The 21,713-nt window shown below is 69.1% G+C and carries 21 protein-coding genes and 2 riboswitches; of the genes, 8 read left to right on the forward strand and 13 right to left on the reverse strand.

The features are described from left to right. Positions 1-6: 6 nt before the first annotated feature. The 3 genes from QZM35_RS11580 to QZM35_RS11590 all read right to left on the reverse strand — a co-directional run bounded on the left by QZM35_RS11580 (position 7) and on the right by QZM35_RS11590 (position 3,902). Positions 7-1,173, reverse strand: a complete 1,167-nt coding sequence (locus tag QZM35_RS11580) for an acyl-CoA dehydrogenase family protein (RefSeq protein WP_089425411.1) — start codon at positions 1,171-1,173, stop codon at positions 7-9. Positions 1,174-1,315: 142 nt separating this feature from the next. Next, a complete protein-coding gene (locus QZM35_RS11585) occupies positions 1,316-2,617 on the reverse strand; it encodes a CitMHS family transporter (protein ID WP_089425410.1) in 1,302 nt (433 codons plus the stop codon). Between the two features lie 106 nt (positions 2,618-2,723). After that, positions 2,724-3,902 (reverse strand): CaiB/BaiF CoA-transferase family protein, encoded by a 1,179-nt coding sequence (locus QZM35_RS11590; protein WP_301775940.1) that lies wholly within the window; start codon positions 3,900-3,902, stop codon positions 2,724-2,726. A gap of 274 nt (positions 3,903-4,176) precedes the next feature. Between QZM35_RS11590 and QZM35_RS11595 the strand changes: the two genes are divergently transcribed. After that, a complete protein-coding gene (locus QZM35_RS11595) occupies positions 4,177-4,437 on the forward strand; it encodes a hypothetical protein (protein WP_089425408.1) in 261 nt (86 codons plus the stop codon). A gap of 150 nt (positions 4,438-4,587) precedes the next feature. Further along, entirely contained in the window at positions 4,588-5,010 is a 423-nt protein-coding gene (locus QZM35_RS11600) for an NUDIX hydrolase (RefSeq protein ID WP_089431072.1), read from the forward strand. Positions 5,011-5,031: 21 nt separating this feature from the next. On the opposite strand, the gene QZM35_RS11605 is transcribed toward QZM35_RS11600, so the two are convergent. The 7 genes from QZM35_RS11605 to cobW form a co-directional block, all read right to left on the reverse strand. Continuing rightward, positions 5,032-5,358 carry a low molecular weight protein tyrosine phosphatase family protein gene (locus tag QZM35_RS11605; RefSeq protein ID WP_089431071.1) on the reverse strand — a complete coding sequence of 109 codons (327 nt, stop codon included), beginning with the start codon at positions 5,356-5,358 and terminating at the stop codon, positions 5,032-5,034. Between the two features lie 31 nt (positions 5,359-5,389). Next, positions 5,390-5,962, reverse strand: coding sequence for a DUF1993 family protein (locus tag QZM35_RS11610; protein WP_089425405.1), 573 nt, complete (start codon positions 5,960-5,962; stop codon positions 5,390-5,392). A gap of 174 nt (positions 5,963-6,136) precedes the next feature. Next, complete coding sequence (locus QZM35_RS11615; RefSeq protein ID WP_089425404.1) at positions 6,137-6,589, reverse strand: YaiI/YqxD family protein; 453 nt, start codon at positions 6,587-6,589, stop codon at positions 6,137-6,139. Positions 6,590-6,650: 61 nt separating this feature from the next. Continuing rightward, the gene (locus QZM35_RS11620; RefSeq protein ID WP_089425403.1) at positions 6,651-7,259 is read right to left on the reverse strand and encodes a VWA domain-containing protein; all 609 of its coding nucleotides are present in this window, start codon (positions 7,257-7,259) and stop codon (positions 6,651-6,653) included. 68 nt (positions 7,260-7,327) lie between these two features. Then, a complete protein-coding gene (locus tag QZM35_RS11625; RefSeq protein ID WP_089431069.1) occupies positions 7,328-8,413 on the reverse strand; it encodes an ATP-binding protein in 1,086 nt (361 codons plus the stop codon). Next, positions 8,410-12,219, reverse strand: coding sequence for a cobaltochelatase subunit CobN (cobN, locus tag QZM35_RS11630; protein WP_301775941.1), 3,810 nt, complete (start codon positions 12,217-12,219; stop codon positions 8,410-8,412). Before cobN ends, QZM35_RS11625 begins: the two co-directional genes overlap by 4 nt. A 6-nt stretch (positions 12,220-12,225) precedes the next feature. Then, positions 12,226-13,314 carry a cobalamin biosynthesis protein CobW gene (gene cobW / locus QZM35_RS11635; protein ID WP_089431067.1) on the reverse strand — a complete coding sequence of 363 codons (1,089 nt, stop codon included), beginning with the start codon at positions 13,312-13,314 and terminating at the stop codon, positions 12,226-12,228. A gap of 328 nt (positions 13,315-13,642) precedes the next feature. Next, positions 13,643-13,910: riboswitch (cobalamin riboswitch) on the reverse strand. Positions 13,911-14,023: 113 nt separating this feature from the next. Continuing rightward, a riboswitch (cobalamin riboswitch) is annotated at positions 14,024-14,261 on the forward strand. Positions 14,262-14,430: 169 nt separating this feature from the next. Here cobW and cobA point away from each other — a divergent pair. From cobA to QZM35_RS11655, 4 genes are read left to right on the forward strand one after another with little or no spacing between them, the layout of a single operon-like run. After that, positions 14,431-15,180: a uroporphyrinogen-III C-methyltransferase gene (gene cobA, locus QZM35_RS11640; protein ID WP_089431066.1), complete on the forward strand. Its 750-nt coding sequence runs from the start codon at positions 14,431-14,433 to the stop codon at positions 15,178-15,180. Next, complete coding sequence (locus tag QZM35_RS11645) at positions 15,177-15,554, forward strand: cobalamin biosynthesis protein (protein ID WP_301775942.1); 378 nt, start codon at positions 15,177-15,179, stop codon at positions 15,552-15,554. The genes cobA and QZM35_RS11645 overlap by 4 nt, the downstream gene beginning before the upstream one ends. 37 nt (positions 15,555-15,591) lie before the next feature. Then, positions 15,592-16,194, forward strand: a complete 603-nt coding sequence (cobO, locus tag QZM35_RS11650) for a cob(I)yrinic acid a,c-diamide adenosyltransferase (RefSeq protein WP_089425397.1) — start codon at positions 15,592-15,594, stop codon at positions 16,192-16,194. A gap of 2 nt (positions 16,195-16,196) precedes the next feature. Further along, on the forward strand, positions 16,197-17,501 hold the full coding sequence (locus QZM35_RS11655) for a cobyrinate a,c-diamide synthase (RefSeq protein ID WP_301775943.1): 1,305 nt from the start codon (positions 16,197-16,199) through the stop codon (positions 17,499-17,501). Between the two features lie 70 nt (positions 17,502-17,571). Here the strand turns inward: QZM35_RS11655 and QZM35_RS11660 are convergent, their stop codons facing one another. From QZM35_RS11660 to QZM35_RS11670, 3 genes are all read right to left on the reverse strand, one after another. After that, complete coding sequence (locus tag QZM35_RS11660; RefSeq protein WP_089425395.1) at positions 17,572-17,871, reverse strand: type II toxin-antitoxin system RelE/ParE family toxin; 300 nt, start codon at positions 17,869-17,871, stop codon at positions 17,572-17,574. Continuing rightward, complete coding sequence (locus QZM35_RS11665; RefSeq protein WP_089425394.1) at positions 17,861-18,106, reverse strand: type II toxin-antitoxin system ParD family antitoxin; 246 nt, start codon at positions 18,104-18,106, stop codon at positions 17,861-17,863. The genes QZM35_RS11660 and QZM35_RS11665 overlap by 11 nt, the downstream gene beginning before the upstream one ends. 116 nt (positions 18,107-18,222) lie before the next feature. Next, positions 18,223-19,386: a M20 aminoacylase family protein gene (locus QZM35_RS11670; RefSeq protein ID WP_089425393.1), complete on the reverse strand. Its 1,164-nt coding sequence runs from the start codon at positions 19,384-19,386 to the stop codon at positions 18,223-18,225. A gap of 341 nt (positions 19,387-19,727) precedes the next feature. Here QZM35_RS11670 and QZM35_RS11675 point away from each other — a divergent pair, with 341 nt between their 5' ends. Both QZM35_RS11675 and QZM35_RS11680 read left to right on the forward strand, forming a co-directional pair. Further along, complete coding sequence (locus QZM35_RS11675) at positions 19,728-20,798, forward strand: type IV toxin-antitoxin system AbiEi family antitoxin (protein WP_301775944.1); 1,071 nt, start codon at positions 19,728-19,730, stop codon at positions 20,796-20,798. Next, positions 20,767-21,672: a nucleotidyl transferase AbiEii/AbiGii toxin family protein gene (locus QZM35_RS11680; protein WP_089425391.1), complete on the forward strand. Its 906-nt coding sequence runs from the start codon at positions 20,767-20,769 to the stop codon at positions 21,670-21,672. The genes QZM35_RS11675 and QZM35_RS11680 overlap by 32 nt, the downstream gene beginning before the upstream one ends. Positions 21,673-21,713 lie beyond the last annotated feature (41 nt).

Below are 21,713 nucleotides of genomic sequence, written 5' to 3' on the forward strand. Positions count from 1 at the left end.
GACCGGTCAGTACGACTTCGGCAGCCCGAGCACCTTCTCCGCGATGTAGCACAGGATCAGTTGCGGACTCACGGGCGCGAGCCTTGGAATCATACACTCGCGCAGGTAGCGCTCGACATGGTATTCCTTCGCATAGCCCATCCCGCCGTGCGTCGCGACCGCCGTCTGGCAGGCCTGGAACGCGGCTTCCGCGCCGAGGTATTTCGCGGCGTTGGCCTCGGCGCCGCACGACTGCCCCGCGTCGTAGCGCGTCGCCGCCTTCATCACCATCAGCCACGCGGCCTCGAGCTGCATCCACGCCTGCGCGAGCGGATGCTGGATCGACTGGTTCTGCCCGATCGGCCGGCCGAACACGACACGCTCGCACGCGTACTGCGTCGCGCGCCGCAGCGCGGCCTGCCCGAGCCCGATCGCCTCCGCGGCGATCAGGATCCGTTCGGGATTCAGCCCGTGCAGCAGGTAGCGGAAGCCGTCGCCTTCGTTGCCGATCAGGTCGCCTTCCGGCACGCGCAGGTTGTCGATGAACAGCATGTTCGAATCGACCGCCTTGCGGCCCATCTTCTCGATCTCGCGCACCTCGACGCGCGAGCGGTCGAGGTCGGTATAGAACAGGCTCAGCCCGTCGGTCGGCTTCGCGACCTGGTCGAGCGGCGTCGTGCGCGCGATGATCAGCATCTTGTTCGCGACCTGCGCGGTCGAGATCCAGATCTTGCGCCCGCTCAGCACGTAATGGTCGCCGTCGCGGCGCGCCTGCGTGGTCAGGTGCGTGGTGTCGAGGCCCGCATCGGGTTCCGTCACCGCGAAGCACGCCTTGTCGCGCCCGGCGATCAGCGGCGGCAGGAAGCGCGCCTTCTGCGCGTCGGTGCCGAACACCTGCACCGGATTCAGCCCGAAGATGTTCATGTGGACGGCCGACGCGCCGGACAGGCCGGCGCCCGAGGCGCTGATCGTGCGCATCATCAGCGCGGCCTCGGTCATCCCGAGCCCGGCGCCGCCATGGGCCGGGTCCATCGCGATGCCGAGCCAGCCGGCCTCGGCGAGCGCCGCGTGGAAATCGGCCGGAAACCCGCCCGCGCGATCGCGTTCGAGCCAGTAATCGTCGCCGAAGCGCGCGCATATTTTCTCGATCGCGCTTTCGATCGCGCGCTGGTCATCGGTCAGGTCGAACTGCATGGCATGCACTCCTGGAAAAGGCCAAGCGGCTACGCCGCTTTCAAGAAGGAAAACGCCCGGCGGCGTCGAGGCTTCCACTCCGACGCGCGTCCCCTTGCGGGATCGCCCGGCGGGTTGGCACGAAGCGGCAGGTCTCGCACGCTCACAACGGAAACACGCCCACGATCACGGCGGCGAACACCATCAGCACGGTGGCGGCGAACAGGAACGGAATCGTGAATTTCTGGTGCTCGGCCAGCTCGACGCCGGTCAGGCCGACGATCAGGAACGTCGCGGGGGTGAGCGGGCTCACCGGAAAGCCCGTCGTCATCTGGCCAAGCAGCGCGGCCTGCGCCATCTGGATCGGCGGCACGCCGAGCAGCTTCGCGCTTTCCGCGAGCACCGGCAGCACGCCGAAGTAGAACGAATCGGGGTCGAACAGCAGGCTGAGCGGCATCGACAGCAGCCCGAGCACGAACGGCATGTGGCGCGCATGCTCGACCGGCACGTGCGCGACGACCACGTCCGCCATCGCCTTCAGCATCCCGGTGCCGGACATGATGCCGGTGAATGCGCCGGCCGCGAGCAGCACGCTCGCCATCATCAGCGCGGCCTTGGCATGCGCGTCGATCCGCTCGCGCTGGGCCTGCACGTCCGGGTAGTTGATCACGAGCGCGGCGACCGTGCCGAGCATGAACATCACCATCGGGTCGACGATGCCCGCCACGAGCGTGACGAGCACGACGAGCGTCAGCACGAGATTGATCCGGAAGCGCTCCGGCCGGCGCAATGCGCGCTCGTCGTCGGTCAGCGCCCGCGGCGCGATCGCGAGCGACGCCGCGCCGGCACGATCGAGCCCGAGCCGCTTTGCCTCGCGCACGCCGAGCACGTAGGCGGTGCCGAACACGAACACGAGCCCGACGATCTGCACCGGAATCATCGGCATGAAGATCGCCGAGCCGGGAATGTGCAGCGCCGCCGATGCGCGCAGCATCGGCCCGACCCACGGCAGGAAATTGACGCCGGCCGCCATCGACGCGACGCACGCGAGGATGCGGCGATCCATCCCGAGCCGCGTATAGAGCGGCATCATCGCGGGCAGCGTGACGAGAAACGTGACGGCGCCCGAGCCGTCGAGATGGATCAGCAGCGCGAGCAGCGCCGAGCCCATCACGATACGCGGCGGATGGCAGCCGATCACGCGCAGCACGCCCGCGATGATCGGATCGAGCATCCCGGCGTCGGTGAGGATTCCGAAAAAAAGAATCGCAAAAACGAACATCCCGGCGATCGGGCCGATGTTCTGTACGCCGTGCACGATGAACTTGCCGGTCGCGAGCCCGAACCCGGCCGCGAGCGACGCGGCCACCGGCACGACGATCAGCGCGACGAGCGGCGATAGCCGCTTCGTGATGATCAGGCCGAACAGCGCGACGATGGCGATCGCGCCGATCCATGCAAGCATGATGCGTCTCCTCTTCAGCCGGTGCGCGCGTCGTCGCCCGGCGTGGTGTTCGAGTGGCCGTGCGGCGCCGTCGGGCGCGCGACACGGCCGGCGGCCGCGATGCGGGTCAGTCCCGGCGTGTGTCGTGGTCGCGGTCTTCAGTGTTGGGCTCGGCGTCGGCAAACACCTGCGCCGCGTGTTCGTTCAGCGCGGGCGGCGGTCGCCGGTACGTGGCCGGCGTGCGGCCGAGCTTGATCGGCGACGCGATGCCTCGATGCCGGCCCAGCTCGACCTTCATCTGCCGATGCGCGACATGCGGATGGTCGAGCGCCGCATCGAGCCCGAGCACCGGCGCGCACGGCACGCCGCGCCGCATCAGTTGCTCGGCGAGCGCCGCGCCGTCGTGTCCGGCCAACGCCGTTTCGAGCAGCGTGCGCAGCGCGGCGCGGTTCGCGCTGCGCGCGCGGTTGTCCGCGAAACGCGGATCGTCGAGCCAGTCGCGCGTGCCGAGCACGTCGCACAAGCCCGCGAACTGCCCGTTGTTTCCGACCGCCAGAAAGATGTCGACGCTCGCCGTCGGAAAGCTGTCGTACGGCGTGATGTTCGGATGCGCGTTGCCGGTGCGCACGGGTGCTTTCCCAGAATGGAAGAAGTTCGGCGTATGCGGATGCAGGATCGACAGCGCGCAGTCGAACAGCGTCGATTCGACGAACTGGCCGCGGCCGCTCGTGTCGCGCTCGCGCAGCGCCATCAGCACGCCGAGCGCCGCGTTCAGCCCGGTGACGAGATCGACGATCGGCACGCCGACCCGCAGCGGCGCGCCGCCGGCTTCGCCATTGACGCTCATCAACCCCGCGAGGGCCTGCACGGCCGCGTCGTAGCCGGGCAGCCCGCCCAGCGGGCCGTCCGCGCCGAAGCCCGACACGCGGCAATGGACGAGGCGCGGAAACCGCGCATGCAGCGCGTCGAAGCCGAGCCCCCAGCGCTCCATCGTGCCGATCTTGAAGTTCTCGACGATCGCGTCCGCATGTTCGAGCAGGCCGAGCAGCCGCTCGCGGTCGGCCGGTTGCGTCAGGTCGAGCGCGATACCGAGCTTGTTGCGGTTCACGCCGAGGAAGTACGACGCGGTATCGCCGTCGAACGGCGGGCCCCAGGTGCGCGTCTCGTCGCCGGACGGCGGTTCGACCTTGATCACCTCCGCGCCGTGGTCGGCCAGGATCTGCGTCGCATACGGGCCACCCAGCACCCGCGACAGATCGATGATGCGCAATCCCGCCAGCGCGCCCTGCTGCTCGTGTTCCGCCATGCGTCCCGCTCCTGGTTCCGTTGATCGGCCTGCCGGTCCCGGTAGGCCGGCGCTTGGGCGCGGCCGTCCGGATTCGACGAATAATTCTTGTATGTGAATTTATATTCACACTCAGGAAATTCGTTGTCAACCCCGGCGGCACCCTGAGGCGAAGCGAAAGACGCCGCCGTGCGCAAGTCGGGGCGACACCGAACCCGGGCCGGTTGCGGTGGCATCCCGCCTTTCGTTAAGCTGGCGGGCAATCTTCATCTCAAAAAAATCGGACGGATCATTCATGAAACGGATGCTGCTGGCGGCCTTCATGCTGGCGTCGACGCTGGGCGTCGGACATGCGCAAACCCAGACGTTCCACTTCGGCGAAGGACAGACCGGGATGCCGGGGGGAGCGCCGCAGTCGTCCTCACCGACCGCCCGGCCCGCGCCCGCGCGCCGGCACGTCACGCCGCCGCCGTCCCACCATCGGCGGGCTGTTCACAAGCGCCGCCAGCCGCGTCACGTGAAGCCCGCGCGCAGCGGCATCTATACGCACGCGTGACTCGGCGTTTGCCCCGCGAAGGCGTGCATGGAACTGTCATGAACGGCCGCTAAGATCGGTACGGCGGCCTCTACGCCGTTGCGGCCGGCTGGCGGGTCGCGCGCCGCCGACATGCATTTCCTCCACGATTCAGCACCTGTTTGACCGAACATGCGTACCGGGCCGGACACTCTCGCCGTCATCAAGGAACGCGCCACGATCGTGTGCCGTCAGCGCAGCAGCGTGCTGCTGGTCGCCCGCACCGCATCGCGCTGGTCGCTGCCGGGCGGCACGATCCGGCGTGGCGAGACGCCGCTCGATGCTGCACTGCGGGAGCTTGCCGAGGAAACGCGGCTGGAGGGGCTCGCGCTCGACTACGCGGTGCAGTTCGGCGGGCTGACGAAGCTCCATCATGTGTTCGTGGCCGACGTGCCGGCACACCTGACGCCGCGCGCGAGCAACGAGATCGCCCGCTGCAAGTGGTTCACCGTCGACCGGCTCGACACGCTGCGTGCGAGCGTGCCGACGCGCAAGATCATCGAGCTGCTGCGTCTCGACTGTTTCTCGGCGATCGCAAGCGGCCGGCTGCGCTGACGTCGATAGCGCTCCCGCCGGTCATGCGCGCAGCAACGGGCCGGCCTTGCGTTCGAGCAACGTGACGAGTTCCGGCTGCATGTAGGCGTACCGGTCGGGAATATCGAGGCACACGATCTTCTTGTCCCGCAGATGCGCACCGAATTGCGCTGCCAGCCGCGCCTTGTGCGCACGCTCCATCACGAATACGACATCGGCCCAGTCGAGCTGCTCGGCGGACACGCGCGTGTCCGCATCGGGCGCGAGGCCCGCGGAGTCGGTTTCGACGCCCGGCCACGCGGCGAACACCGCTTCGGCCGTCGGGCTGCGCAGCCGGTTGCGGCTGCAGAGGAAGAGTGCCCGCGTCATGTCGCTTCGCGGTTGCCTGGCGCCTGCCTGCTCACCCTTGCGGAATCGTGCCCGGCCGGACGTACGCGAGCATGTGCGGCACGTAGTCGGCCTTGCCGAGTTCGACGCCGTGGTGGCGCAGGATTGCGTACGCGGTGATCGCGTGGAAATAGAACTGCGGCAGCGCCCAGTCGCGCGCGTACTGCTCGCCCGTCATGTCGAATGCGATCCCGTTCGGCATGTCGAGCGCGATCGGCCGCGCGGCACCGCCATCGAGCGCATCCGGCGCGAGGTCGCCGAGAAACGTGAGCGTGCCGGCGATGATCGCCTGCGCATCGGCGAGCGTGCCGGGCTGCGCATCCGCATGCCATCCCGCCTCGCGCAATGCGAGCAGTGCGGCCGGCAGCGGTTCGCCGCGCAGCCGGTGGATGGGCTCCATCGCCTGGAAGCACGAGAAGCGCACCTGTGCCGCGAGCGGATACATGTCGGGCGCCAGCTTCAGCGACATCGCCGCGTCGGGCGCGTCGCCCGCGGCCTGGCGGTGTGCGGCAGCCTTGTCGAGCCACGCGGACTGCGCGCGCAGCATCTGGGAGAAGGTCGGAACGAGAAGTTGAGTCGGTGACACGCGTGCGCTCCTATGCTGTGTTGTGGTTTGCGCCACGATAGCAGCGTAGGGACAAACCTGCATCCTCGCAGCAGCGATGCGCGCGATTGAATGCGGATTCGGTGATATAGCGCATGGCGCGCAGGTGTCGCCCCGCGCAGGGCGATCACGACACGCGGCGGCCGCGACACAACCTCAAGGCTTGCCCTGTCGCGCCAGGAACCGGTCGAACTGCGCGGCAAACGCCTTGCCGTCGCGTGCGCTGAACGGCGCCGGCCCGCCCGTGTCGATGCCCGCGCTGCGCAACTGATCCATCATCGCGCGCGTCGACAGGCGTTCCTCGATGTTCTCGCGGCTGAACCAGTTGCCGCGCGGGTCGAGCGCATGCGCGCCCTTGTCGAGCACGGCGGCGGCCAGCGGAATGTCGGCGGTGATCACGAGGTCGCCCGCTTCCACCAGCTCGACGATGCGCGCGTCGGCCACGTCGAAGCCGGCCGGCACCTGCACCGCCTTGATGAACGGCGATGGCGGCGTGCGCAGAAACTGGTTCGCGACCAGCGTCACGCAGATTTCGGCACGACGCGCGGCGCGAAACAGCATGTCCTTGATGACGGCGGGACACGCGTCGGCATCGACCAGTACTTGCATGGCGGGTTGTTCCAATGGGTTGAAGCAGAAACGGCGATCATAGCGTACCGCCGGCCGGCCATCAGCCGGCGCGGCCCGTGCACAGCGCGTCGGCCGTCACCCACTGCGCGCCCCACGCCGCGGCCAGCCGCGCGCCCTGCCCGATCCGCACGGCCGCATCGTCGAAGTCGACGAACACGACGTGATCGGCCGCCGCGGGTTTCGCGGGCGTCTCGCGCGTGCGGCCGTCGGACAGCACCCACAGCCAGCGCTGCTTGGCCGGCGCGCGCCGCGCCGCGCGTGCGAGCATTTGCGCGGCGGCCGCGATGCCGTCCGCGAGCGGCGTGCCGCCGCCGCCTTCGACCGGTTCGAGCCAGCGCGCATTCCACCAGCGCGGCACGGCCGGGCCGAAGCGGCGCACGGCGCCATGGCCGCCGAAACAGATCAGCGCGGTTTCGACACGGTCGCGCGCGGCCTGGTCGAAATACGCGACGATCAGCCCCTTCGCCAGTGCGAGCCGCTCGTGCGACAGCATCGACGCCGAGCAGTCGAGCACGAAGCAATGCAGTGCGTGCGGCGTGCCGGCGCGTTGGCGAAAGCGCAGATGGTCGCGCTGCAGCGGGCCGCCGCGCTTCGCGGCGAGCGTCGCCGGCCACGCCACGGCCGTGCCGGCGCGCACCGTGCCCGGCACGCGCGCGGCTGCGCCTGATTGCCATCGAGGACCGCGAACAGTGTTCGCGGCGGCGCCGGCTCGATGGCTCAGCGTTTTTTTAGCGGCAGCGGCACCACGCCTTTCACGTCGCGCAGCCCGGCCGGCTCGGGCGGCAGGTAGCCCCAGTCGCCCTGGGATGCCGTGGCATCGTTCTTCGTCACATCGGACGAATCGTCGGGGCGACCGCGCGTGTCAGGTGCATTGGGCGCAGAGCGACCGTCGCGTTCGTCGTTGGGTTGCTGCGCGCCGGACGACGGCGGCGGCCCCGCGTGGCGCCGATGCCGCAGCACCGCGTCGGCCACCCGCTCGACATGCGACACCGTCACCGCGTCGGCGTGCTCCAGCGCGGCGAGCGCACGCGCCGCGCGCAGCATCACGAGATCGGCGCGCAGCCCGTCGACGGCCGCGTCGATGCACAGCGCGCTGACGCGCGCATGAACCGTATCGTCGAAATCGAGCGCCGCGAGCCGTGCGCGTGCCGCGTGAATCCGGTCGCCGAGTGCGCGTTGCGCGGATGCATGACGTGCGCGGAATGCATCGGAATCAAGATCGAATGCAAGCCGCGCCTTCACGATCCGCTCGCGCTGCGCGGCGTCGAAGCAGTTCTCCAGCTCGACCATCAACCCGAAGCGGTCGAGCAGTTGCGGACGCAGCTCGCCCTCCTCCGGATTCATCGTACCGATCAGCACGAAGCGCGCATCGTGCGCGTGCGACACGCCATCGCGCTCGACGATGTTCACGCCGCTCGCGGCGACGTCGAGCAGCGTGTCGACGAGCCCGTCGGCGAGCAGGTTCACTTCGTCGACGTACAGCACGCCGAGATGCGCCCGTGCAAGCAGGCCCGGCCGGAAGCGCACGCCGTTTTCAGCGAGTGCATGCGCGAGATCGAGCGTACCCGTCACCTGCTCGTCGCTCGCCGACAGCGGCAGCGTGACGAACTGCCCTTCGGGCAACAGCTCCGCCAGGCCGCGCGCCGCGGTCGATTTCGCGGTGCCGCGCGGCCCGCTCACGAGCACGCCGCCGAGCGACGGGTCGATCGCGGCGAGCAGCAGCGCCTGCTGCAATGCGTCCTGCGCGACGAGCGCCGCAAACGGAAAAACCGCGCGGGCGCGGTGCGTCGTCGGATCGGTCATCGCCGTCCCCCTTCCTGGAGTTGTTCGCTCGCGAGCCAGACCGCTTCGATCCGTTCGCGATAGTCGCCCGACTGCTGCCACAGGCCGCGCTGCATCGCCTCGACGAAGCGTTCGCAGATGCCGTGCAGCGCCTTCGGATTGTGCCGTTCGAGGAACGCGCGGGTGGCGTCGTCGAACAGGTACGCGTCGGCGACGAGCGCGTATTGATGGTCGGACAGCACGCGCGCGGTCGCGTCATAGCCGTACAGGTAGTCGACCGTCGCGGCCAGCTCGGCCGCGCCCTTGTAGCCATGACGCTTCACGCCGTCGAGCCATTTCGGGTTGACGACCCGCGAGCGGATCACGCGCGCAATTTCCTCGCGCAGCGTGCGCATCTTCGGCGCGACCGGGTTCGCGTGGTCGCCGTGGTAGATGCTCGGCTGCTGCCCGGACAGGTGCCGCACGGCCGCCGTCATCCCGCCCTGGAACTGGTAATAGTCGTTCGAATCGAGGATGTCGTGCTCGCGGCTGTCCTGGTTCTGCACGACGACGTCGATCGTCGCGAGCCGCTCGCCGAACACGTCGGCCGCCGCATCGCCCGCGCTGTTCTGTGCGTACGCATGGCCACCCCACTGGCGGTAGGCATCGGCGAGATCGGCGTCGGTCTGCCAGCGGCGCTGGTCGATCAGGTCCTGCAGGCCCGCGCCGTAGCTGCCCGGCCGCGCGCCGAATACGCGCCAGCCGGCACGGCGCCGCGCTTCGTCCGGCGGCACGCCCTGCGCGACCCATTTCTCGCGTTCGCGCTCGATGCGCGCGCGGACCGGGTTCAGTGCCTCGGGTTCGTCGAGCGCGGCCACCGCCTGCACGGCCGCGTCGAACAGGTGCATCAGGTTCGGAAACGCGTCGCGGAAGAAGCCCGACACGCGCAGCGTCACGTCGATGCGCGGCCGGTCGAAGATCTCGATCGGCAGGATCTCGAAGTCGGTCACGCGATGGCTGCCGTGCGCCCATTTCGGCCGCACGCCGAGCAGCGCGAACGCCTGCGCGATGTCGTCGCCGCCCGTGCGCATCGTCGCCGTGCCCCAGACGGACAGGCCGATCGCGCGCGGATAGTCGCCGTGATCCTGCAGATGGCGCTCGATCAGTTGCTGCGCGGATTTCAGGCCGAGCGACCACGCGGCCTGCGTCGGCACCGCGCGTGTATCGACCGAATAGAAATTGCGGCCGGTCGGCAGTACGTCCGGGCGGCCGCGCGACGGCGACCCGCTCGGCCCCGGTGGCACGAAGCGGCCATCGAGCCCGCGCAGCAGCTGGCGCATTTCCTCGCCGCCGCACGCGTCGAGCGCGGGCAGCAGCGTCGCGCGGACTCGCGCGATCACGGCGAGCGTGTGCGGCCAGTCGCCGGGCGGTGTCGCGTCGTTGCCCGTTCCGCCGCCGTCCGCTGCGCACAGCCCGTCGAGCCATTGCTGCGCGAGCCGTTCAAGCCGCTCGCGCGTATCGCCCGCGTGGCGCCACGGCGATGCATCGAGCGCCTGCAGGATCGCCGGTCGTGGGCCAACCCACGGCGCGGCCCAATCGGCCACGAGCGGATCGAAGTCGTCGCCGAGTGCGAGATCGCGCGCCAGCGCACCAATTAACCCGGCGCGCGCACCCTTGCCGTCGCCCACCGGAAAGCGCGCAAGCGCGAGCAGCGTATCGCGCCGCTGGCGCTCGGCCGGCGACACGCCGAACACGTGCAGCCCGTCGCGGATCTGCGCTTCCTTCAGTTCGCATAGCCACGCGTCGACGCGCGTGAGCAGCGCATCCTCGTCGCCCGTATCGCGCGGCGGCGACACGCTCAGTTCGTCGTGCAGCCGATGCTCGGCGATCGTCGCGAGGATCGTCTTGCGCAGCAGCTTCGCGCGCCGCGCATCGACCATCAGTGCTTCGTAGTATTCGTCGACCTGCCGTTCGAGATCCTGCAGCGGGCCGTAGTTTTCCGCGCGCGTGAGCGGCGGCATCAGGTGATCGATGATCACGGCCTGCGCGCGGCGCTTCGCCTGGCTGCCCTCGCCCGGATCGTTGACGATGAACGGATACAGGTGCGGCAGCGGCCCGAGCGTCAGGTCCGGCCAGCACGCGTCGGACAGCGCGACGCTCTTGCCCGGCAGCCATTCGAGGTTGCCGTGCTTGCCGAGGTGGATGACCGCGTCGATGCGGTACGCATCGCGCAGCCAGAAATAGAACGCGAGATACGCGTGCGGCGGCACGAGATCCGCGTCGTGGTAACTCGCGTAGTCGTTCTCGCCGCGCGAGCGCGACGGCTGGATGCCGACGAACACGTTGCCCGCGCGCCAGCCGGCGATCGTGAAACGGCCTTGCCGCAGCGTCGGGTCGGCTTCGGGCGCGCCCCAGCGTTCGTTCAGCGCGTCGCGCACGGCCGTCGGCAGCCGCGCGAAACGCGCGACGTAGTCCGCCAGCGGGAAGCTCTGGAATGCGGGGCGCAACGCATGCACGGCCGCGTCGTTGGTCACGCCTTCGGTGAGCCGCGCGATCAGCGCGTCGCCGTCGGGCGGCAGGTCGGCCACCGCGTAGCCCGCGTCGCGCAGCGCCGCGAGCACGCGCAGCGCGGACGCCGGCGTGTCGAGCCCGACCCCGTTGCCGATCCGCCCTTCGCTTTGCGGATAGTTCGCGAGAATCAGCGCGACGCGCTTGTCGGCGTTATCGAGCGTGCGCAGCCGGCACCAGCCGCGCGCAAGCGCCGCGACGAACGCGATCCGCTCGGCATCCGGCTGGTAGCGCACGACGTCGACCTCGGTGTGCGGGCAGCGGTACGCGAGCCCCTTGAAGCTCACCGCACGCGTGACGATGCGGCCGTCGACCTCGGGCAGCGCGATGTGCATCGCGATGTCGCGCGCATGCAGGCCCTGGTTGTCGGCCACCCACGCGTCGCGATTGCCTCCGGACAGGATCACCTGCAGTACCGGCGCGTCGCCGGCGAGCACGTCGTGCTCGGGGCTGTCGATCGCACCCGCCGCGAATGCGGTCGTGTTCAGCACGAGCGCGACGCCGTGCGTGTCGCAGAGCTGCGTGATGACTTCGCGGCTCACCGCGTCCTTCAGCGACGTGACCGCGATCGGCAGCGGATTCAGCCCTTCGTTGATGAGCGCGTCGGCCAGCGCGTCGAACACGGCCGTGTTCGCGGCCTGCCAGTGCGCGCGATAGAACAGGATCGCGACGACGGGCGCGCCGGGCGTCCAGCGCGGCCGCCAGTCGTCGACGCTCGCGCGGTCGCGCGCCGGGTGATACAGCGCGGCGGCCGGCAGCGGGCGCGGCAATTCGGGTTCGTCGCCGAAGCCGAGCGTGTGGAAGGCGATGCTGCGTAGCAGCGCCTCGGCGTTGTGCACGCCGCCTTCACGCAGGTAGCGCCACCACAGCCGGCACAGGTCGGGCGCGACGGTGCTTTTCGCGACGAGGTTCGGGTCTTCCTGCAGGTCGCCCGAGAACATCGCGAGCTGCTGCCCGCGCTTCGACGCGAGCGACACGGCCTGCTCGATCCCGTACGGCCAGTACGCCTCGCCGCCGAGATGATCGATCACGACCGACTTCGCGTGCTGCAGCACGTCGTCTACATAGAAGTCGACCGACGCCGGCTGCCGCAGGAACGTGACGTTCGCGAGCCGCACGCTCGGGAAGCCGGCCGGCAGATGCGGCACGACGCTCGCGAGCAGCGACAGCGTCGTGTCGGCCGAGCTCAGGATCACGATGTCGGCCGGTTGCTGGTCGATCCGGACGACGCCCTGCGTATCGTCGACGAAACCGCCCGGCGTGGTGCGCAGCAGATGCATCGTGCGTTACGCCTGTTGCGGCTCGGCCGCGCACGCGGCATCGAACGCGCGTTGCAGCGCGGCCGCGTCGAGATCCTCGCCGATCAGCACGAAGCGGCTCGCGCGCGTTTCGCCGTCCTGCCAGCGACGGTCGAAATAGCTGTCGAAGCGGCGGCCGACGCCCTGGATCACGAGCCGCATCGGCGCGCCGGGCAGCGCGGCGAAGCCTTTTGCGCGGTAGATCGTGTGCGCTTCGACGACGCGCTGCAGCGCGGCGATCGTCGCTTCGCGCGTGCCGGCGTCGCCCGACACGACCACCGAGTCGAAATCGTCGTGATGGTGATCGTGATCGCCGTCGTCGGCCGAGCCGTGATGGTCGTGACGCAGGTGGATCGTTTCTTCGGATGCCGATTCGAGGCCGAGCAGCATCGCGAGATCGAGCTCGCCGCGCGTCGCGCGCACGATCTTCACCTGCGACGGGATTTCTTCGCGGATCGCGGTTTCGATCTGCGCGAACTCGGCGTCGCCGACGAGATCGGCCTTGTTCACGATCACGAGGTCGGCGGACGACAGCTGATCGGCGAACAGCTCGTGCAGCGGCGATTCGTGGTCGAGGTTCGGATCGGCGCGGCGCTGCGCGTCGACGGCCTGCGGGTTTTCCGCGAACTGGCCGCTGGCGGCAGCCGGCCCGTCGACCACGGTCACGACCGCATCGACCGTGAAGCTGTTGCGGATCGTCGGCCAGTTGAACGCCTGCACGAGCGGCTTCGGCAGGGCGAGGCCGGACGTCTCGATCAGCACGTGGTCGATGTCCGCGCGGCGCTCGACGAGCGCTTCCATCACCGGATAGAACTCTTCCTGCACGGTGCAGCACAGGCAGCCGTTCGCGAGTTCGTACAGCTGGCCCGCCGCTTCGCCCTGCGCGCCGTCGGCATCCTCGCAGCCGATGCCGCAGCCCTTGAGGATTTCGCCGTCGATGCCGAGCTCGCCGAATTCGTTGACGATCACCGCGATGCGGCGGCCTTCGGCGTGCTGCAGGATGTGGCGCATCAGCGTCGTCTTGCCGCTGCCGAGAAAGCCCGTGACGATCGTGACGGGAAGCTTGCGTAGGGTCATGGTAGGTCCTGTGTCGAAAATGGAATCAGCCCGGGATCGTCGCGTCGAGGGCGGCGTGGCAGTTCATCGGGTGGATCGCGGGCATGCCGCCGCGCGATCCGCACGGACAGTCGCGGGACGGGCGGGACGACGAATCGGACATGGTGCTTCCTTGCGAACGGTCGACATCGTGAATGCCAACACGGCTGCCGCCGGCCCGCTCGCGCTGCCTGCCATTCGCCACGCCGGCCGGTGCGGGTTCGCGCGGGGACGGATCGGTGGAGGAAGCGGGCAATACGCGGGCGTCGGGCCGGCTGCGGCCGTGGACGATGCGCCGCCTCCCCGCGGCGCTGAACCCCAACGTTTCGGCCGGTATCCGGGCTGACGAACACGCCGCTTCGCCTTCCCGGATGCGCGCGGCATCCAGTGGCGGTCGTCCGCATGCGCGCGGCATGCGGCGAAGCGGCGTTGCGTGGCGCTTCTCGCGCGACGCGTTCGCTTACCGTTGCGGGGGCAGCACAGGTTGGCTCGACTGCGGCGCAGGCAGGCTCCCTGTTTCCCGTTTAACTGCGCGCACCGGAGCGGCGCGCGCGAGCACCAAAACGCGTGCGAGTGTAGGCGGCGGTGCGGGGAGCGTCAAGGCGGAGCGGGCCGCCGGGCCCGGTTCCGGATGGCCGCCGCGTGTGGCCGGAAGCCGTGCGCGGCGGTTCGCGCGGGGGAGTCGCTGTGCTATCGTAGCGCCGCGTTCGGTGCCCGCATGCGCATTCCGCGCGTGCAGTTAAACGGGAAACAGGAGGCGGACCCCCGCCCGGCCTGTGCTGTCCCCGCAACGGTACACCGCCCGCGCGACGCGCTTCCCCGCGCACGCGCCCAGGCCGCCCACGATGCCACTGCCCGTCAGCCGGGCGGGAAGGCTGCGGCCTGGCAAGCGGCCAGCCCGGATACCGGCCGACGCAAGGGGCGAGCCCGATGCTTGCCGAACGCCCGATCCGCGGGGGACGGATGAGGTGCGCTTTCCGCCCGCGTCCGCGCGGGCTTCGTTCGATCCGTCATGGCTTACCTGTCCGCTGGCCGCCGCCGTGCCGCCCGCCTGCCCTTTTCCACTGTGACGACATGGCGCGCGCCGTGCCGCGCCCGATGAGCCGCGCCTGGCTCGTCGGCGCCGGCCCCGGCGACGCCGACCTGCTGACGCTCAAGGCCGTCCACGCGATCGGCGCGGCGGACGTGCTGCTCGTCGACGATCTCGTGAATCCCGACGTGCTGCGCCATGCGCGCGCCGATGCGCACATCGAGCACGTCGGCAAGCGCGGCGGTCATGCCTCGACGCCGCAGGAGACGATCGTCGCCGCGATGCTCGCGCATCTGCGCGCGGGGCGCAGCGTCGCGCGGCTCAAGGGCGGCGATCCGTTCGTGTTCGGCCGCGGCGGCGAGGAGCTGGCCGCGCTCGGCGCGGCGGGATTCCCGGTCGAGGTCGTGAACGGCGTCACCGCGGGCATCGCCGCGCCGGCCGCAATCGGCATCCCGGTCACGCAGCGCGGCGACGCGCAGGGCGTGATCTTCGTCACGGGCCACGGCGCGGGTGCCGACGAACCCGACTGGCGCGCGCTCGCGGCCACGCGCATGACGATCGTCATCTACATGGGCATCCGCCGGCTCGACGCGATTGCCACCGCGCTGCGCGATGGCGGCCTGCCCGGCGCGACGCCGTGCGCGGCGATCGAGCATGCGACGCGCGCCGAACAACGCCACGTGCTCGCGACGCTCGACACGCTCGTCGAACGCATCGGCACGACCGGCATCGGTTCGCCGGCGATCATCGTGATCGGCCGCGTCGCGGCGTTCGCCGACGATCCCGCGGTACGGGCCGCGCTCGGCGGCGGCGCATGATGCGTGTCGCACTCGGCATCGGTTTTCGTGCGGGCGTGACGGCCGCGCAACTCGATGCCGCGATCCGCGCGGCGCTGATGCCGTACCCGGCCGCCGAACCCGCGCTCGTGGCCACGCTCGCCGACAAGGCGTGTGCCCGCGCGCTGCGCACGCTCTGCGCGCGACGCGGCTGGCCGCTCGTCGCGTTTGACGTGGCGCAACTCGCGAGCCGCCCGGAACTGGCCGCGAGCGGCCCGTCGGCTGCCGCGCTCGCCCGCTTCGGCGTCGCGGGCGTGGCCGAGCCGTGCGCGCAGCTCGCGGCGCCGCGCGGCCGGCTGCTGGGCCCCAAATCCATCCGGGACGGCGTGACGGTCGCATTCGCCGGCCCGCTCTGAACCTTTTGTTTCGCTTTCTTTCGACAGGACGAATCCGATGAAAACCGACGCTGAATCCCATCAACGGATGACCGAACGCCGCCGTGCCGGCCACGAGAAGAAGCAGGCCGCCGCCGTCAACGAAAAGGGCCTGCTGATCGTCAACACCGGCAACGGCAAGGGCAAGAGCACGGCCGCGTTCGGCATGGCCGTGCGCGTGCTCGGCCACGGCATGCGGCTCGGTGTCGTGCAGTTCATCAAGGGCGCGCTGCACACGTCCGAGCGCGACTTCCTCGGCGCGGTGGCCGAATGCGACTTCGTGACGATGGGCGACGGCTATACGTGGAACACGCAGAACCGCGACGCCGACATCGCGACCGCGCGCAAGGGCTGGGACGAGGCGCGCCGGATGATCGAGAGCGGCGATTACCGGATGGTGATCCTCGACGAGCTGAACACGGTGCTGAAGTACGAATACCTGCCGCTCGACGAAGTGCTCGCGACGCTGACTGCGCGGCCCGAGTCGGTGCACGTCGTCGTGACCGGGCGGCATGCGCCCGATGCGCTGATCGACGCGGCCGACCTCGTTACCGAAATGCGGCTCGTCAAGCATCCGTACAAGGAGCAAGGCGTGAAGGCGCAGCGCGGCGTGGAGTTCTGAGCATGCCCGCCTGCCCCGCGTTGTTCGTCAGTGCGCCCGCGTCGGGCCAGGGCAAGACGTCGGTGACGGCCGGCCTCGCGCGGCTGCACCGCCGGCTCGGCCGGCGCGTGCGCGTGTTCAAGACCGGGCCCGATTTTCTCGATCCGATGCTGCTGGCGCGCGCGAGCGGCGCGCCCGTGCATGCGCTCGACCTCGGGATGGTCGGCGAGGCCGGCTGCCGCGCGCTGCTGGCCGACGCCGCGCGCGACGCGGACCTGATCCTGATCGAAGGCGTGATGGGGCTGTTCGACGGCACGCCGAGCAGCGCCGACCTCGCGGCCGCGTTCGGCGTGCCGGTCGTCGCGGTGATTTCGGCGAAGTCGATGGCGCAGACCTTCGCGGCGATCGCGTTCGGGCTCGCGCGGTTCCGGCCGGGGCTGCCGTTTCACGGCGTGCTGGCCAACCGCGTCGGGTCGGCCCGGCATGCGGAACTGCTGCAACAGGCGTTGCCCGGCGACCTGCGCTGGCTCGGGCACGTGCCGGCCGATGCGGGCATCGCGCTGCCGGAGCGGCATCTCGGCCTGCATCAGCCGGGCGACATCGACGATCTCGACGCGCGGCTCGATCGCGCGGCCGACGTGCTCGCGCAAACGGCGCTTGCCGAGTTGCCGCCGGCTGTGGCGTTCGCGGAACCGGACGCCACGGCGCCGCTGCCACGTGCGCTCGCCGGCAAGCGGATCGCGGTGGCGCGCGATGCGGCTTTTTCGTTCACTTATCCGGCGAATCTCGCGTTGCTCGACACGCTCGGTGCGCAGGTGCGATTCTTTTCGCCGCTCGCCGACGAACCCGTGCCGGACGACTGCGACGCACTGTTCCTGCCGGGCGGCTATCCGGAATTGCATGCGGCGGCACTCGCGGCGAATGCCGCGACCGCGCGGTCGATTCGTGCGCACGCAGCGGCTGGCCGGCCGATCGTCGCGGAATGCGGGGGGATGGTGTATCTGTGTGAATCGCTGACCGATGTGGACGGCGTGACGACGCCGATGCTTGGGCTGTTGCCGGGTCACGCGACGATGCAGCGCCGGTTCGCGGCGCTCGGCATGCGGCAGCTCGACACGCGCAGCGGGACGATGCGGGGGCATACGTTCCATTATTCGCGGCTCGCGACGCCGCTGGAACCGGTCGCGCATGCCGCGCGTCCCGATGGCGCGCCGGGCTACGGCGAAGCCGTCTATTGTCGCGATGCGATCGTCGCGACGTACATGCACATGTACTGGCCGTCGAATCCGGATGCGGTCGTGGCGTTGTTCAGCGGGGAAGCGTTCTAGATTCGGGATCGCACGAGTCATACCGGGATTGCATGCCCCGTCGCAACGATCACACGCCTGCCTTGTGCGATTACAAATGTTGTTCGATGTCCATGCGTTGATGCAGGACCCGAATCACATCGATCGTGTATTCCGTTTCACGATAGAACACGACGTGGGAGCCCACGGCGTACCGGAAATATCCATCGCGAACAATGCAAGTCCGGCCGACCTTTTCACCGCGCGCCAGCGCTTCCATGGTTCCGATCAGATCGCGATGGTAAAGGTCGGCTTGCTTGAGTGACCAACGCCCGACGGTATAGCGCCAAATGTCTTCGAGATCGAGTTCGGCCAGCGGTGTGAGCTGAAGCTGTCTGCCTTTAACCGCCATGCGTCGCCCGCATCCGGGCCAGGAAGGCCTCGTTGTCGAATGGTTGGGGTGTTCCCGATGCCTCACCAGCCTTCAACGCTTCCTGCAATGCGCGCACCTGCGTTTCATGTGATTCGAGAAGTCGCAAGCCAGCTCGTACGACATCGCTCGCGGAACTGTATCGTCCCGACTGGACTTGAGCGTCGACGAATTCGGCAAAGTGGTCGCCCAGGGAAACGGATGTGTTTCGCGACATGAGTCACCTCCTGTTTCAATGCGGCCATCATATACCAAAGTTTGGTACTTCAGGCACTCGGCCGCTGCGGCAACGTTGCCGAGGTCCAGCCTCGCGCCGCCTGTGCCGTTCCCTGATCACACCAGGAACGTCTCCGCCAGCTTCACCCAGTACGACGCGCCAGTCGGTAGCGCCGCGTCGTTGAAGTCGTAGCCGGGGTTGTGCACCATGCAGCCGCCCTCCCCGTCGCCGTTACCGATGATCAGGTAGCAGCCCGGCCGCTTCTCGAGCAGGAACGCGAAATCCTCGCTGCCGGTGAGCGGCACCATCCCGTCGATCAGGTTCGCATCGCCCACCCACTCGCGGGCGACGTTGCGCGCGAACGCGGTCATTTCCGCATCGTTGACGAGCACCGGGTAGCGGCGCTGGTAGTCGATCGTCGCGGTCGCGCCGAACACGGCCGCCTGCGCATGCACGACTTCCTTGATGCGCGTCTCGAGCAGGTCGCGCACCTCCGGCTTCAGCGCGCGCACCGACAGGCGCATCTGCGCGCGATCGGGAATCACGTTCGGCGCTTCGCCCGCGTGGATCGCGCCGACCGTGACGATCGCCATGTCGAGCGGCGACACGTTGCGCGACACGATCGTCTGCAGCGCGATGACGATCTGCGCGCAGACGACCACCGAATCGACCGCCTTGTGCGGCACCGCGCCGTGGCCGCCCCGGCCCTGCACGTCGACGATCACCGTATCCGACGACGCCATGAACGACCCCGGCAGGAACCCGAACTTGCCCGTCGGGAAACCGGGCATGTTGTGCATCGCGAAGATCGCGTCACACGGGAACAGCTCGAACAGCCCTTCGTCGAGCATTTTCTTCGCGCCGCCGAGCCCTTCCTCGGCCGGCTGGAAAATCAGGTTCAGCGTGCCGGAGAAACGGCGCTCGCGCGCCAGATGCTTCGCGGCCGCGAGCAGCATCGCCGTGTGGCCGTCGTGGCCGCATGCGTGCATCTTGCCGGCGATCCTGCTCTCGTACGGCAGGCCCGTGGCCTCGTGGATCGGCAGTGCGTCCATGTCGGCGCGCAGGCCGAGACGCTGGGCGCCGCTGCCGACCTTCAACTGCGCGACGACGCCCGTGCCGCCCAGCCCGCGATGCACCGTGTAGCCCCACGACTGCAGTTGCTCCGCGACGAGGTCGCTCGTCGCGAATTCCTCGAAACCGAGCTCGGGGTGGGCGTGGATGCGGTGCCGGATCTCGATCATTTCGTCGGCGAGGCTTGCGGGAATCACGCTGTGCGTCACGGTGTCGTCTCCTGTCCTGTGGGGAATATGCAGGCAAGGATAGTGGGTTCGACGGCAACCGGGCAGATGGAAAGTCGTCGCGGTAGCAACCGGCGGTTGCCATATTCAGCATGATGCGCGGCACGCGCAAGCCGGCCGTCCGGACGACTGCCGCGCGGAAGCCGAACGCGCAAAACTGTGTGCCACCCATCGATTTCTTGCGCATGAGGGCCCCGGTGACTATCGTTCAGAATCAAAAAATAGTTCCGATACATCAATATCTTGGGAATTCTTGTTCACTTTTTGACGCTTGTACATTTTTTGTGTACGCTGATAAAAAGGTGAACAAGCGATTCCCTTTGATGCCCGTGAACACTTCCCTCCCCGTGTCGGAACAGCACGTGCTCGACGAAGCCTGCGCCGCGTTCGAAAGCGCGACCCGGCGCTTTCGTGCCCGGCCCGTGCGTGTGCCGGCCGCCTGCGAGGCGCGCGCCGACGCCATGATCCGCTTCGACGTTGCCGGGCAGGCATTCGAGATGCCGGTCGTCATCAGCCTGCGCGTCGAATCGCTGGCGGGCGCACTCGCGGAATTGCGCCGCCGCGGCGACACCGCAGCGCCCGGCGAACGGCCGCTGATGCTGGTCGCACCGTATCTTTCGGCGGAACTGGCCGCCGGCCTGACCGACCAGGGCATCCCGTTTCTCGATACCGCCGGCAACGCATGCCTGATCGAACCGGAGGCGACCGTGATGATCGCGGGCCGGCCGAAGCCCGCACGCACACCGCGCCGACAGGCGTCGCGCGCGACGACGCCGAAGGGGCTGGCCGTGATGTTCGCACTCGCGACACAGCCGGGCCTGGTCGAGCAACCGTATCGGGCGATCGCCGCTGCATCGGACGTCGCACTCGGTACGGTCAATCTCGCGATGGACGACCTGATCGCGCGTGGCCTCGTCGGGCAACGCCGCAACGGCGAGCGCCTGATGCCCGACTGGCCGCGCTTCGTGCACGAATGGGTCGCGCTCTATCCGAGCCGCTTGCGCGCGAAACTGCCGAGCCGCCGGTTTGCCAGCCTCGCGCCCGACTGGTGGCGCGGCGTAGATTTCGCGGCATTCGATGCGCGATTCGGCGGCGAGCCGGCAGCCGACCTGCTGACGCACGGCCTGAAACCCGCCTCGATCACCGTCTATACGCACGGCACCGCGTCGAACCGGCTGCTGCTTCAGGGCCGCCTGCGTCCGGACGAGCGCGGCGATGTCGAGATCGTCGAAGCGTTCTGGCCGCGGTCCGCGGAGCTTGCCTGGCGCGAGCAGGAAGTACCGGTCGTACCGCCGCTGCTGATCTACGCGGATCTCGTCGCGTCCGGCGACAGCCGCAATCTTTCCATCGCCGATCGCATCCATGACCGATACCTCGCCCAACCGCCCGCTTGAGGTCGACGCACGCCGGCCGCTGGAGCCCGCGGCGGTCGCGTTGCTGCAGGCCGTCGGCTCGGCCTGCGCGCGCCTCGACACGGCGTTCGTGGTCGCCGGCGCCACCGCGCGCGACATCCTGATGTGGCACGTGCACGGCATCCGGCCGGTGCGCGCGACGCGAGATGTCGACGTCGCAGTGTGCGCGGTGAGCTGGCCGTTTCACGCGCAACTCGTCGAGGCACTTGTCGCGACCGGGCAGTTCACGCGCGCACCGAAACAGCAGCAGAAACTGCTGTTCGACAGCGGCGCGCACGGTTTTCGCACGGAGCTGGATCTCGTGCCGTTCGGGCCGCTCGAAACGCCTCCGGGCGAAATCGCATGGCCGCCCGACGGTGAATTCGTGCTGAACGTGCTCGGGTTTCAGGAAGCCGTGGACACCGCACAGCCTGTGTCGATCGATGCGCGCACCGTGGTACCGGTGGCCAGCCTGCCGGCACTGGCGCTGCTGAAGCTGCTCGCCTGGAAGGACCGGCGTGCGCGCCAGAACAGCGATGCGTACGACCTGCTGTTCCTGCTGCGGAATTTTCACGACGCGGGCAATCGCGAACGTATCTGGGATGCCGCGCCGGACCTGCTCGAGATCCACGCGTTCCAGCCGGGACTCGCCGCTGCCGCGCTGCTCGCGCGAGAGGCGAAACGCATCGCTTCGCCGCAAACGCGTGACGCGATCCGTGCGCTGTTGTCGGACGAAGCAACTTATGCCGTGCTCGGCCAGGATCTGCTGGCACGTGCCTTTGCGCTGTTACCCGGTGAATTCAGCGATGACGCCGACCGGTATCTCGACGCATTCCGCAACGCCTTTCTCGCAGATGAACCCGCGTCGCGCGCTTGACGCGCCGATGCGCAACAGCCGAGCGATCGAACAGATCCCGA

The organism is Burkholderia sp. AU45274 (assembly GCF_030482505.1).
GTDB lineage: Bacteria > Pseudomonadota > Gammaproteobacteria > Burkholderiales > Burkholderiaceae > Burkholderia.

Bases quoted from the DNA above. Each gene is read 5' to 3' on its own strand.
- QZM35_RS11580 (WP_089425411.1), bottom strand. From the start codon at position 1,173: ATGCAGTTCGACCTGACCGATGACCAGCGCGCGATCGAAAGCGCGATC.
- QZM35_RS11585 (WP_089425410.1), bottom strand. From the start codon at position 2,617: ATGCTTGCATGGATCGGCGCGATCGCCATCGTCGCGCTGTTCGGCCTG.
- QZM35_RS11590 (WP_301775940.1), bottom strand. From the start codon at position 3,902: ATGGCGGAACACGAGCAGCAGGGCGCGCTGGCGGGATTGCGCATCATC.
- QZM35_RS11595 (WP_089425408.1), top strand. From the start codon at position 4,177: ATGAAACGGATGCTGCTGGCGGCCTTCATGCTGGCGTCGACGCTGGGC.
- QZM35_RS11600 (WP_089431072.1), top strand. From the start codon at position 4,588: ATGCGTACCGGGCCGGACACTCTCGCCGTCATCAAGGAACGCGCCACG.
- QZM35_RS11605 (WP_089431071.1), bottom strand. From the start codon at position 5,358: ATGACGCGGGCACTCTTCCTCTGCAGCCGCAACCGGCTGCGCAGCCCG.
- QZM35_RS11615 (WP_089425404.1), bottom strand. From the start codon at position 6,589: ATGCAAGTACTGGTCGATGCCGACGCGTGTCCCGCCGTCATCAAGGAC.
- QZM35_RS11625 (WP_089431069.1), bottom strand. From the start codon at position 8,413: ATGACCGATCCGACGACGCACCGCGCCCGCGCGGTTTTTCCGTTTGCG.
- cobN (WP_301775941.1), bottom strand. From the start codon at position 12,219: ATGCATCTGCTGCGCACCACGCCGGGCGGTTTCGTCGACGATACGCAG.
- cobW (WP_089431067.1), bottom strand. From the start codon at position 13,314: ATGACCCTACGCAAGCTTCCCGTCACGATCGTCACGGGCTTTCTCGGC.
- cobA (WP_089431066.1), top strand. From the start codon at position 14,431: ATGAGCCGCGCCTGGCTCGTCGGCGCCGGCCCCGGCGACGCCGACCTG.
- QZM35_RS11645 (WP_301775942.1), top strand. From the start codon at position 15,177: ATGATGCGTGTCGCACTCGGCATCGGTTTTCGTGCGGGCGTGACGGCC.
- cobO (WP_089425397.1), top strand. From the start codon at position 15,592: ATGAAAACCGACGCTGAATCCCATCAACGGATGACCGAACGCCGCCGT.
- QZM35_RS11655 (WP_301775943.1), top strand. From the start codon at position 16,197: ATGCCCGCCTGCCCCGCGTTGTTCGTCAGTGCGCCCGCGTCGGGCCAG.
- QZM35_RS11660 (WP_089425395.1), bottom strand. From the start codon at position 17,871: ATGGCGGTTAAAGGCAGACAGCTTCAGCTCACACCGCTGGCCGAACTC.
- QZM35_RS11665 (WP_089425394.1), bottom strand. From the start codon at position 18,106: ATGTCGCGAAACACATCCGTTTCCCTGGGCGACCACTTTGCCGAATTC.
- QZM35_RS11675 (WP_301775944.1), top strand. From the start codon at position 19,728: ATGCCCGTGAACACTTCCCTCCCCGTGTCGGAACAGCACGTGCTCGAC.
- QZM35_RS11680 (WP_089425391.1), top strand. From the start codon at position 20,767: ATGACCGATACCTCGCCCAACCGCCCGCTTGAGGTCGACGCACGCCGG.